At 64.1% G+C, this 9,102-nt stretch carries 20 protein-coding genes; 18 read left to right on the forward strand and 2 right to left on the reverse strand.

Annotated features, from left to right (window positions below; genetic code table 11):
- Positions 1 to 44: 44 nt before the first annotated feature.
- Positions 45 to 536: a helix-turn-helix domain-containing protein gene (locus tag V3B25_RS12075; protein WP_329810747.1), complete on the reverse strand. Its 492-nt coding sequence runs from the start codon at positions 534 to 536 to the stop codon at positions 45 to 47.
- 82 nt (positions 537 to 618) lie between these two features.
- On the opposite strand from V3B25_RS12075, the gene V3B25_RS12080 reads away from it, so the two are divergent.
- Together V3B25_RS12080 and V3B25_RS12085 are read left to right on the forward strand one after the other, a co-directional pair.
- Positions 619 to 1,281 (forward strand): S24 family peptidase, encoded by a 663-nt coding sequence (locus V3B25_RS12080; RefSeq protein WP_329810748.1) that lies wholly within the window; start codon positions 619 to 621, stop codon positions 1,279 to 1,281.
- A gap of 319 nt (positions 1,282 to 1,600) precedes the next feature.
- Positions 1,601 to 2,179, forward strand: a complete 579-nt coding sequence (locus tag V3B25_RS12085) for a hypothetical protein (RefSeq protein WP_329810749.1) — start codon at positions 1,601 to 1,603, stop codon at positions 2,177 to 2,179.
- Between the two features lie 286 nt (positions 2,180 to 2,465).
- Here the strand turns inward: V3B25_RS12085 and V3B25_RS12090 are convergent, their stop codons facing one another.
- Positions 2,466 to 2,891 carry a hypothetical protein gene (locus V3B25_RS12090; RefSeq protein ID WP_329810750.1) on the reverse strand — a complete coding sequence of 142 codons (426 nt, stop codon included), beginning with the start codon at positions 2,889 to 2,891 and terminating at the stop codon, positions 2,466 to 2,468.
- Between the two features lie 173 nt (positions 2,892 to 3,064).
- Between V3B25_RS12090 and V3B25_RS12095 the strand changes: the two genes are divergently transcribed.
- The 16 genes from V3B25_RS12095 to V3B25_RS12170 all read left to right on the forward strand — a co-directional run bounded on the left by V3B25_RS12095 (position 3,065) and on the right by V3B25_RS12170 (position 8,801).
- Positions 3,065 to 3,301, forward strand: a complete 237-nt coding sequence (locus tag V3B25_RS12095; protein WP_329810751.1) for a hypothetical protein — start codon at positions 3,065 to 3,067, stop codon at positions 3,299 to 3,301.
- Positions 3,298 to 3,513 (forward strand): hypothetical protein, encoded by a 216-nt coding sequence (locus tag V3B25_RS12100; protein ID WP_329810752.1) that lies wholly within the window; start codon positions 3,298 to 3,300, stop codon positions 3,511 to 3,513. The genes V3B25_RS12095 and V3B25_RS12100 overlap by 4 nt, the downstream gene beginning before the upstream one ends.
- Positions 3,510 to 3,782 (forward strand): hypothetical protein, encoded by a 273-nt coding sequence (locus V3B25_RS12105; protein ID WP_180859081.1) that lies wholly within the window; start codon positions 3,510 to 3,512, stop codon positions 3,780 to 3,782. The genes V3B25_RS12100 and V3B25_RS12105 overlap by 4 nt, the downstream gene beginning before the upstream one ends.
- Entirely contained in the window at positions 3,779 to 4,105 is a 327-nt protein-coding gene (locus tag V3B25_RS12110) for a hypothetical protein (protein ID WP_164088804.1), read from the forward strand. Before V3B25_RS12105 ends, V3B25_RS12110 begins: the two co-directional genes overlap by 4 nt.
- Entirely contained in the window at positions 4,102 to 4,278 is a 177-nt protein-coding gene (locus V3B25_RS12115) for a hypothetical protein (RefSeq protein ID WP_329810753.1), read from the forward strand. The genes V3B25_RS12110 and V3B25_RS12115 overlap by 4 nt, the downstream gene beginning before the upstream one ends.
- Entirely contained in the window at positions 4,271 to 4,654 is a 384-nt protein-coding gene (locus V3B25_RS12120) for a hypothetical protein (protein WP_329810754.1), read from the forward strand. The genes V3B25_RS12115 and V3B25_RS12120 overlap by 8 nt, the downstream gene beginning before the upstream one ends.
- Positions 4,654 to 4,896 (forward strand): hypothetical protein, encoded by a 243-nt coding sequence (locus V3B25_RS12125; RefSeq protein WP_329810755.1) that lies wholly within the window; start codon positions 4,654 to 4,656, stop codon positions 4,894 to 4,896. The genes V3B25_RS12120 and V3B25_RS12125 overlap by 1 nt, the downstream gene beginning before the upstream one ends.
- A 77-nt stretch (positions 4,897 to 4,973) precedes the next feature.
- On the forward strand, positions 4,974 to 5,183 hold the full coding sequence (locus V3B25_RS12130; protein ID WP_107432075.1) for a hypothetical protein: 210 nt from the start codon (positions 4,974 to 4,976) through the stop codon (positions 5,181 to 5,183).
- On the forward strand, positions 5,180 to 6,292 hold the full coding sequence (locus V3B25_RS12135; RefSeq protein WP_329810756.1) for a hypothetical protein: 1,113 nt from the start codon (positions 5,180 to 5,182) through the stop codon (positions 6,290 to 6,292). The genes V3B25_RS12130 and V3B25_RS12135 overlap by 4 nt, the downstream gene beginning before the upstream one ends.
- Complete coding sequence (locus V3B25_RS12140) at positions 6,285 to 6,458, forward strand: hypothetical protein (protein WP_329810757.1); 174 nt, start codon at positions 6,285 to 6,287, stop codon at positions 6,456 to 6,458. Before V3B25_RS12135 ends, V3B25_RS12140 begins: the two co-directional genes overlap by 8 nt.
- A complete protein-coding gene (locus V3B25_RS12145; RefSeq protein ID WP_329810758.1) occupies positions 6,451 to 6,891 on the forward strand; it encodes a DNA N-6-adenine-methyltransferase in 441 nt (146 codons plus the stop codon). The genes V3B25_RS12140 and V3B25_RS12145 overlap by 8 nt, the downstream gene beginning before the upstream one ends.
- Entirely contained in the window at positions 6,884 to 7,486 is a 603-nt protein-coding gene (locus tag V3B25_RS12150) for a DUF1643 domain-containing protein (RefSeq protein ID WP_329810759.1), read from the forward strand. The genes V3B25_RS12145 and V3B25_RS12150 overlap by 8 nt, the downstream gene beginning before the upstream one ends.
- Positions 7,479 to 7,685: a hypothetical protein gene (locus tag V3B25_RS12155; protein WP_329810760.1), complete on the forward strand. Its 207-nt coding sequence runs from the start codon at positions 7,479 to 7,481 to the stop codon at positions 7,683 to 7,685. Before V3B25_RS12150 ends, V3B25_RS12155 begins: the two co-directional genes overlap by 8 nt.
- A complete protein-coding gene (locus tag V3B25_RS12160) occupies positions 7,682 to 8,266 on the forward strand; it encodes a hypothetical protein (protein WP_329810761.1) in 585 nt (194 codons plus the stop codon). Before V3B25_RS12155 ends, V3B25_RS12160 begins: the two co-directional genes overlap by 4 nt.
- Positions 8,263 to 8,571, forward strand: coding sequence for a hypothetical protein (locus tag V3B25_RS12165; RefSeq protein WP_329810762.1), 309 nt, complete (start codon positions 8,263 to 8,265; stop codon positions 8,569 to 8,571). The genes V3B25_RS12160 and V3B25_RS12165 overlap by 4 nt, the downstream gene beginning before the upstream one ends.
- A gap of 11 nt (positions 8,572 to 8,582) precedes the next feature.
- Positions 8,583 to 8,801: an AlpA family transcriptional regulator gene (locus tag V3B25_RS12170; RefSeq protein WP_049459583.1), complete on the forward strand. Its 219-nt coding sequence runs from the start codon at positions 8,583 to 8,585 to the stop codon at positions 8,799 to 8,801.
- The last annotated feature ends 301 nt before the right edge of the window (positions 8,802 to 9,102 follow it).

A 9,102-nucleotide genomic window follows, 5' to 3' on the forward strand; every position in this document is an offset into this window, starting at 1 on the left:
CAGTCATGGAACACAGCATCGAAACGATCGCCAGCGCGCGCATATCAGGCAGCCTCCACGGGGATGATTCGGTCTTCGTCCGGGTCCGCCGGCGCGCTCGGCGCCTGACTCACTTCCTGGACACCCAGCAGCCGCATCACCTGCGGCAGCGACGGAACACTCTTCTCTTCCGGCCAGGCCTCAACCTGCTCCGCCGGCAGCTGCAGCACCTTCGCCAGCTGCTTGTCGTTCGGTACACCAAGCTTCTTCCGCAGCGCGCGCTTGCTCATCCGGCTGTCCACCTCGGCGCGAATCTGCTCGGCCACCGTCGGCCGCTGCTCCTGGGAATCAGCAGCTGCGCTAGGGCCAAACACGTCAGGCCGGAGTTCGTGCCGAGATACGCCGGTCGCCTTTTCAATGGCGAGCACGTGCCGCGAAGGAACTGGTCTATTGCCGTTGACCCACTGATTGACTGCTTGGGGCGATACGCCGAGCAGGCGTGCCAACCCGGCTTGGCCGGCCCCCGTCTTCTCTACGGCAGCAGCGATATGATTCATGCGCCCAGCTTAAGCGTCGCTTTAGTTCGCAGTCAAGCATTGCTTTCTTACATTGACTCGGCACCCCATGGACAATCAAGCGATGCTTGACAATTCCGCCATGGCGGCCGCCATCCGTTCGGCCATTGAAGAGTCCAAATTGACCCAGAAAGGGATCGCAGATTCCTTTGGCGTCACTGAGCAGGCCGTGTCGGGCTGGTTGCGCACGGGCAAAGTCGACAAGCGGAAGCTGCCAAAGCTGGCCCAGCTGACTGGCAAACCGTTATCCCACTTCGGGATGGGAGAGGCCGCAGCAATCGTCTCCACTCCTGCGACCACGCAGAGCTATGTTCGCGTCCAGCAGCTGGATGGAGATGCCGACATGGGGGATGGAGCAATCAACGAGGATTTTCCGGACGTCGTGCGTGCGATGGACTTTGCGCCAACTTACATACGGTCGGTCGTTGGATTCGTCCCTCCTCCTGGGCGCCTTGTACTGGTTACCGGTCGCGGGGACTCGATGATCCCAGTAATCAATCCCGGGGAATCCCTGATGGTCGACACCGGCGTCACTGCATTCGATGGTGATGGGATTTATTTGCTCAACACCGGCAATGGCCAGCAGGTAAAGGCCCTGCAGGATCGAGGCGATGCCGTGTATGTAGTCAGCGCAAACGCAGGGCTGTATCCAGCATTCCCCATGCCTCCTAACACCGTAATCGGAGGCAAGGTGTACCTACGTAATCGCATTGATAGATTCAACTGACGGATCAGAACAGGGGGATGCGGTGGCGCTTATCGCATGTGAAGAGTGTGGACGGCAGATCAGTGACCAAGCCGAAGCTTGCCCAAATTGCGGTCACCCTAATAGACGTAGGCATGGGACCCTTCCAGCTCCACCGAGTGCTGGGGCCGATGGTGTAAGGAAAACCGGGTGCGCTGTAGTTGTCTTGATGGCGGCGATAGTGCTTCTGGTAGCTATGTGTTCGCCGCGGCCCGATCACACCGCAAGTAGTCCCGGAGATAGCTTCGGTACTGCTCCGAGTGAGTCTCCTGAGCAAAAGAAATCTCGCCTATTCGCAGAAATGAACGACGCTAGCCGTTATGCGGAAGCTCGCCTTCTTACAGCAAAAGACCTAGCAGGCTCCTTCCCAGCCACAACTGAGGGTACTGCAGCATCCAAGCTTATCCCCGAGCTAGAAGAAGAAGTGAGGAAGGCCAACCTAGGGAAGCAATGGGTCTATCGCTCCTACGACGACCCAATGACCAGTGAAGCTTCGGTAACAGCTGAAGTGTCGAGCACTAATACTCATGAGTTCGATCGTCCTTATTCAAGGCCGCAGCACGCTACGCTAACCATTCGCAAGCACCCGCAGCATGGAAGTGATGTCATCATGAGCATAGAGCGCGGACAGCTGCTCTGCAGGAGCTACTCCGGCTGCAGGGTGCTAGTGCGGTTCGGCGATGAAAAGCCAAGAACATACGAAGCCGCTGGTCCAAGCGACAATTCCACGACGATCCTGTTCATCCGAGGCTACGCAGACTTCGTGCGGCGAATGGCATCCGCTGATGTCGTCAGGATTCAAGCTGAGGTCTATCAAGAAGGGTCGCCTGCCTGGGAATTCGACACATCTGGCTTCGACCCCTCGAAGCTCAAGCAGTAGCGCAACACAGCCCTTCACTCACGAAGGGCTTTTCTTTGGAAAGAACCTAAAGCACCGCTTGACTTTGGACTAAAGCATCGCTTTACTGTCTCCGAGCCGCCCATGAAACCCCACCCCGGGGCCGGCGGCAGGAGATCCCAGCATGGCCCCAATCAACCTGGAGCACGCAGCACTCGCCATCGCCGGCATCGGCGTGGCCCTCAACGCGTACGTGGTGTTGCGGATCAATCAGCTGCGCACCCGTATCCGGGTGATCCCGCTCAAGTCCGGCGAGGCCCTGCAGGCTTCAGCGCTTCTTCCTCTTGATCTTCGCGAAGACCTGAGTCTCGCAAGCCGTCGAAGTGCTGCACCAGGTGAATCGGCCGCTGTCGATGTTGCCGAGGATGTCGGGATGAGCAGCAACGCTGACGACCGTCCTCGGCTCAAGCCGGTGCGGGAGCTGGGTTCGTTGCAGGAAGTCTGTAATCACTGCGGCGCGCGTCTTGGAACGCCGGCCGGAATGGAAGGCCACTTCGTTGATGGTCACCGGCAGGTAGCCGGTGTTGATCACCTCGACAGCGCCAGTCCACACGTCGGCGCCGGGCACGTAAAGCGTCACGAATCGCACCTTCAGTCGGACCGTGTCCTTGCGGATCAGCCACACGGCGTTGAACACGCCGAGCGTAGCGCCCAGCACCGCAATCCCTAGCGTCAGCCAGTTCGTCCATTCCATGGCCGAAGCATAGCTGCGGCCGCCAGCAACGCGAATACCTCCCGGAGACCTCCATGCAGCGCCGCAAACGGCCCCTGTGGCCACTCATCGCCGCCGTCTACGCCATCTTCGTCTTCGCCATCGGTGCAGGCATCGGCTTCGGCCAGCGCCTCTTCGGGCAGGAGTGCTGAGCCATGGCCGCGATCACCACCACCAGCCGCGGCACAGCCCGCGCCGAAGCACGGCCCGGTGCAGGGACCATTGTCGTTAAGGTCGGCGATGCCTCCCTGCTCAGCCTGACCTCGGCCGAGGCTCGCGAACTGGCCGAACACCTGGCCGAATGCGCCGACGCGATTGACGAGGGCGCGACCGAGGTCGCCACCATCGCCCGCTCCAAGCCGCTGGCTCTCCAGCAGGCAGCAGCCGCATGAGCGCCGCCCACGCCAACCACTCCAACGCTCAGCGCGCCGCTGCTGCCGCAGGCATCGTCGCCCGCGCCGGTCGCCGCTGGGGCCTCCTCCCCTACCAGGTTGTCATCGCCTCCAGCATCGCGGCCAACGCCGTCCTGCGTCATGGCCAGAGCGCTGCAGGCGCGGTCGCTGCCGTCCGCAGCGCAGCGCGCGCACAGGCAGGTGCTGCATGAGCGCCCCCTCCAAGATCCCGGCCATCCGCCACGCGGTGAGCGCGCTCCACGGAGCAGCTGACGACGGCGCGGACACCCGTCGCTACGCCGACGCGCTGCAGGAAGCGGCCGAGGCCATTGATGCGCTGGTCGCAGCCGATGACGACTACGACCAAGCGCGTGACCGGTGGCTCAACTCGCCGAGCGATCACGAATCGTTCGAGGCGGCGCGGGAAGCCTGGGGCCGGCGCGCCATTGCGCTCGCCCGCGTCAAAGGCGGTGCCGCGTGACCGCTGCGAAGCATACCCCGGCGCCGTGGGAGGTCTGCCACGGTGGCCACGGAGGCCCGTCTGGATTCGTGATCGATGAGTACTACGTGCTGAATCGCGGCGTTGCCGACGACGTAGCAATCGCCTCGGACATCATCGATCCAGCGACCCAAGAACCGAGCGAAGCCAACGCCCGCCTTATCGCTGCCGCGCCCGAGCTGCTTGCCGCTCTGAAGATGGCGGAGTCGTTCTATCGCCACAACGTCGTCAAAGCCGACGAACCCAGCAGCGTACTCGACGCAATGCAGGCTGCCATCAAGAAGGCCACTGGCGTCTCCTCATGACCGACCCCGACTTCTTCGCCGCCATGACCGTCGGCATCCCGCCCATCACCCCGCCAATCCGTATCGGCCTCGATCTGGCCACCGGCAGCGACACAACCGTCGTGGCCGAGGTCGCAGCCGACGGAACGATCACCCGCATGGCAGTCATCCCACAGGAGCAGAGCAATGGATAAGCCCACCTACAGCTGGTCGCAAGACGAAGAAATCTGGCATGGCCCGTTTGGGTCCATCGACGAAGCCATCAAAGACGCATTCGATACCTGCGGCCAAGACGTGACCGAAGTGTCTATCGGCGAAACCGAGGTCATCGATACGGGAGCGCTGCTCACGGCGGATCAGTTCTGCGATCTGGCCCAGGAACGACTGAGCGACGAAATCGGCGAATCCGGCGACGACTTCCTCAGCGGCGCCACCGCCGAGCAGCGCGCCGAACTAGACGCTTTGCTCGCAGCTTGGGTGGCCAAGGTCGAGCCGGGCCAGTACTACCGCGTGGACGGCTGGAAGGCACATCGCTTCGCCGACTACCGCCTGAGCCGGGAAGCCGAGTAATGCGCCACCTGGCCCTGCCCTTCTTCTGCGCCGTCGTCGTCGGCCTGCTGCTCGCCACGCTCTCCTGGGCGCTGCGCAACCAGGTCGAACCCGTCGCCCTCGCCTGCGCCATCGGTGCCGTGTTCTTCGCATGGCGCTGCTGGGAAGACCTCCAGACCACCTGGCCAGCCTTCAAGGCCGAAATGCAGCGCCGCACCGCCGAGCGGCAGCGCGCGCCACTGGCCGCTGACGACACCCACTGAGCAACCGCCCGCCCGGGTGACCGGGCTCCGCGCCGGCCGGACTTCCACTCGCCGGTAACCCATTCCAGGAGTCCAGCGTGCGTAACCAGCTCGACATCTTCGACCACGACCCAGCCCGTATGGCAGCCGCCAACCGCGCCGCTGCCGAGCGCGCACTGACCGACGTGCAGTTCACCGCCACCGTCCGCCAGGAACGACACGAGTACTACGTGGGCGAAGCCGAACGCTGGGAACACCTCGCCGCGCACAGCGCGCGCTCCACCAACAGCAAGGACATGCAGGCATGAGCAACGACAACAAGACCCTGGCGGACGCGCAGCCCGGTGGGAGGGTGAGGCTGGGGGATCAGGCCGAGCGAACTTGGCCGTTCGTAGAGAGCCCGGGCGAGTTCACCGAACGACTGCGGGCCGCGATGCAGCAGTTCCCGTTGATAGGTGCAGTTCGACACGTTCTGATCGAGAATCCGCCAACCCTCTCCGCCCAGCCCTCCCCGGGTGGTCAGGATGCGCTGAAGGCTCTGGATGATCTGGCTGCGTTCTGTAGCGACGACACAGAAACGGTGGACCGCCACGTTGCCGTGATCCGCGCCGCCCTCTCCGCCCAGCCCTCCCTGACTGAACCTGGTGGGCTGAACTACGAGCGCATGTTTGTAGACGCCTGCGCCGCGCTGGCCGAGGTCTCTCGGGAACTTGGCTGCGATCCCGAACAGGGTGGCGCTGAGCCGATCCTTGCCGCGATTGCTGAGCTACGCGCCGCCCAGCCCTCCCCGGGTGGTCAGGGGGATAGCCGAAGCGAAAAGGCTGCAACTTTTCTTCGTCAGTACCTCACCTATCTGCGCAGCAGCCCAAGGCAAGGACTGCGGCCTCGCTGGTGTGACGTTTATGAGGCGCTCGAAGTCGCAATAGAAGCACTCACCGCCCGCCAGCCGTCCAAGCAACCGGATAGCGTTGCTCTGGGCGAAGCAACGGAATTCTGCATCGAGAAGGGCGACCGCCAGCCGGTGGGGGAGTCGGTGAGCGAAAAGCTGATGCGCCTGTTGCGGGAGCGCGCCGCGCTGCCGGAGTCGGTTGAACTGAGCTACCAGCGTGATGGGGACGGCACAGGGCGAGCATGGTGGGATCGACGCCATGCAGAGCTGGAGGCGCAGGGATACTGCCTCGACTTCGAGACTGATTCCGGCGCTGAGTGGTACGCCCTGCGCGGCATTGGGGATGAACTGCGAGCTGCGCTTGCCGAGTACGACGCCGCCCGGCCCGCGCAGGCCGTGGACCTGGATGCCATCCGCGATGCCGTGTGTGGGATCGCCCTCGTTTTCGACGGCGACCTCCCCTACATCAAGGGCATTGCGGAAGCGCTGGCCCTGATCGACAGCCAGGTGGAGGTGTCCCGTGGTTGAGCAACTGCATATCGGCGGCGTGGATGACGACGACCAGCGCTGCCTGCGCTGCGGATCGCCCAGCCTCGACACGGGCTGGGAGTGCAACGACTGCGGCTACGACAACATGCCGCACTACGCGGAGAACAACGGTCAGGGCGACAGTCAGGCGGTGGGCAATGGCTGACGGCGGCGCGTACATCGATTGGTATGGGAAGGGCCGTCACCAGAACTGGCGCACCCCTAGCGGCATCTTCGACGCCCTGCATGCCGAATTCCAGTTCACGCTGGACGGCGCCAGCGAGCCGGGGAATGGTCTGCTGCCCCTGGCATCTACCGCCGATGCGCCAATCAGCTGGACAGGCCACCGCGTGTTCTGCAACCCGCCATGGTCGAACATCCGCCCGTTCGTTGACCAAGCTCCGTGGGCTGATCTGGCCGTGTTCTTGGTCCCAGCCCGGACCAACGTCGGCTGGTTCCATCACGCGCTGCAGCTTGGGGCACGAACCCGATTCTTCCTTGGCCGACCCAAGTTTGAACTTCCCGACCACAACGGGAACGGGCACAACAGCCCGGTGGACTGCTTACTCCTGATCTTCGGAGGGCAGGCCCATGGCTGACCAGCTGCTCACCGCTGCACCCGGACTTCGCAGCCAAAACAGGTCCACTTCGTTCTCGGCCGCCCATTCTACCGGTCCCCATAGAGAGGACATTGAAGTGCAAACTGCCGTCATCAGCGACTGTGGCAATTACCGCTACGTGCTCACGCGTCCGAGCGAGGTTGCGCGCCCCGACCGTGGCACGGCCTTGTTCCTGATGCTGAACCCCAGCACGGCCGATGCCGAGGTGGACGACCCGACCATTCGCCGCTGCCGGGGCTTCGCCAAGGCATGGGGTTGCAACGGCCTGACCGTCGCCAACCTCTTCGCCCTTCGCTCGACCGATCCGTCGCAGCTGCTGGTGCACGCAGATCCAATCGGACCTCTCAACGATGACTGGCTGCGGCGGCTCGCCCGCGAATACGGCGACGTGGTGTGTGCCTGGGGCGCCCATTCCATGGCAGTGGGCCGCAGCGCCGCAGTTGCAGAAATCATGCGGCAGGCCGGCGCTCGCCTGTGGTGCCTGGGAACCACCAAGCAGGGCTATCCCCGGCACCCGCTGTACGTGCGTGGCGATCAGGCGCTGGTGGAGTGGAAGGAGCCGCCCCATGGCTGACCAGCCGTCCACTACTGCACAGGCGATCCACACCGCCCGGGTGTTCCTCAGCGAGTGCCGGGCGCGCCGACACGGCCTCGGCTTCTGGTTCGCCTTCAACGCTGCACAGCGCGCGCGCATCCGCGCCACTGCCCCCGCCCCGCTGCCGGCACCGCCGCGCGCACCGGCACTGCCGGCCCAACTGGACCTGTTCGTATGACCGCACCACTGCCCATTTCCCCGGCCACCGTTGTCGAGGCCACCAAGGCATCGTCGCCTGTCGCCGCGGTCATCACCACCATGCGCCGCCTGGGCGCCGCCGGCGCGCCAATCTCTGCCGACCAGGTTCGCGAGTGGAGCGACACCCTCCTGCAGGAGCTGTACTCGCAACCACCCGTGCGCTGGGAGTACCGCAACAAGAACGACGTGGGGCCCGGGTGCTGGGTGACTGCCACCCCTGAGCACTTCTATCACGCCGCGAAGCGCGGCTGGGTCGTGCGCGCTCTGTGGGAAACCCCGCGCGTCATCCAGCCCGAGAAGATCCACGACTTCCAGCAGCGCGTGTGTGTCCGCTGCGGCGAGAGCGAGGACTGGGCCGGCCCGGACTGTTTCCCGCCCGACAGGAAGGTCGACCCGCGCACCCTACTCCCGTTCGATCCGAAATGGCTGGTCGAGCCACTGGAGTGGCTCAGGGATGCGCCGGCCAACCTCAACACCTACGACCGCCGCCACCGTGCAGCGCAAGCCGCCTTCCTCCTGGAAAAGCTCCAGGCCCACATCGAGGAGTGCAACAAGCCATGACCCAGGAACATATCAGCCACCCGGAAGGGTTGCCGAACTGCGCCGCCGGCCACCGCGCGCGCCACATCCATGACAAGCGCTGTGCGTCCGCCGGCGGTGGCCACCTCGTCGAGTGCGCCTGCAGGTCGACCAGCAAGCACGCCGACCCCGATGCGGCCATTGCGGCATGGCGCCGGCTCAACCGCCCGGCGCGCAGCGCGCGACCGGCAGCGGAGCCCGCGGCGGTCGACAACGTCCTGCAGTTCCAGCTCGGCCTGGCCGAGCGCAAACCCAAGACTCAGCGCGCGGCGCTGGCGTCGATCTGAAGGAGGAAACCATGGCTACCGAGCCGCTCGTTTTCATCAAGATGCCCGAGGTCAAGCGCCGCACGGGTTTGGGCAAGACCACAATCTACGACCGGATCAGCGCTGGAACCTTCCCTGCGCCTGTGCCGCTCGGTGGCAACGCGGTAGGCTGGATCGAGGCTGAGGTGGACGCCTGGCAGGCTGCGCGGGTGGCGGAGCGGAATGGAATTGAACCCGCCAAGGCCGCATAGAATGGGGGTATGACTGGGGGTATCGCTATCGAGCACCACCACTAACCACTAGCTCCATCAACAACTTACGTTCACCTTGCGGTAGGGCCCACCCCACCAACGAACGGTTCGTCAAGGACCGGAGAAGCCCGGAAATTCCACCAGCGTGGGTTTCCGGGCTTTTTTATTGGCTGCTCTACGCCGCTGCGAAGTTCGACGCCCCGGCGCAATCGCGGTCCGATGCCGTCAAGCAATGTCGGCAACCGCCATCTTCTCTCGCTTTCGACATCACTAAACCACTTCAGAAATTTCCCACCCTCTC

Source organism: Stenotrophomonas sp. SMYL8, assembly GCF_036320065.1.
Taxonomy (GTDB): Bacteria; Pseudomonadota; Gammaproteobacteria; order Xanthomonadales; family Xanthomonadaceae; genus Stenotrophomonas; species Stenotrophomonas maltophilia_A.

Coding starts and splice junctions, on each gene's coding strand:
- V3B25_RS12075 (WP_329810747.1), bottom strand. CDS start 536: ATGAATCATATCGCTGCTGCCGTAGAGAAGACGGGGGCCGGCCAAGCC.
- V3B25_RS12080 (WP_329810748.1), top strand. CDS start 619: ATGCTTGACAATTCCGCCATGGCGGCCGCCATCCGTTCGGCCATTGAA.
- V3B25_RS12085 (WP_329810749.1), top strand. CDS start 1,601: ATGAACGACGCTAGCCGTTATGCGGAAGCTCGCCTTCTTACAGCAAAA.
- V3B25_RS12090 (WP_329810750.1), bottom strand. CDS start 2,891: ATGGAATGGACGAACTGGCTGACGCTAGGGATTGCGGTGCTGGGCGCT.
- V3B25_RS12095 (WP_329810751.1), top strand. CDS start 3,065: ATGGCCGCGATCACCACCACCAGCCGCGGCACAGCCCGCGCCGAAGCA.
- V3B25_RS12100 (WP_329810752.1), top strand. CDS start 3,298: ATGAGCGCCGCCCACGCCAACCACTCCAACGCTCAGCGCGCCGCTGCT.
- V3B25_RS12105 (WP_180859081.1), top strand. CDS start 3,510: ATGAGCGCCCCCTCCAAGATCCCGGCCATCCGCCACGCGGTGAGCGCG.
- V3B25_RS12115 (WP_329810753.1), top strand. CDS start 4,102: ATGACCGACCCCGACTTCTTCGCCGCCATGACCGTCGGCATCCCGCCC.
- V3B25_RS12120 (WP_329810754.1), top strand. CDS start 4,271: ATGGATAAGCCCACCTACAGCTGGTCGCAAGACGAAGAAATCTGGCAT.
- V3B25_RS12125 (WP_329810755.1), top strand. CDS start 4,654: ATGCGCCACCTGGCCCTGCCCTTCTTCTGCGCCGTCGTCGTCGGCCTG.
- V3B25_RS12135 (WP_329810756.1), top strand. CDS start 5,180: ATGAGCAACGACAACAAGACCCTGGCGGACGCGCAGCCCGGTGGGAGG.
- V3B25_RS12145 (WP_329810758.1), top strand. CDS start 6,451: ATGGCTGACGGCGGCGCGTACATCGATTGGTATGGGAAGGGCCGTCAC.
- V3B25_RS12150 (WP_329810759.1), top strand. CDS start 6,884: ATGGCTGACCAGCTGCTCACCGCTGCACCCGGACTTCGCAGCCAAAAC.
- V3B25_RS12155 (WP_329810760.1), top strand. CDS start 7,479: ATGGCTGACCAGCCGTCCACTACTGCACAGGCGATCCACACCGCCCGG.
- V3B25_RS12160 (WP_329810761.1), top strand. CDS start 7,682: ATGACCGCACCACTGCCCATTTCCCCGGCCACCGTTGTCGAGGCCACC.
- V3B25_RS12165 (WP_329810762.1), top strand. CDS start 8,263: ATGACCCAGGAACATATCAGCCACCCGGAAGGGTTGCCGAACTGCGCC.
- V3B25_RS12170 (WP_049459583.1), top strand. CDS start 8,583: ATGGCTACCGAGCCGCTCGTTTTCATCAAGATGCCCGAGGTCAAGCGC.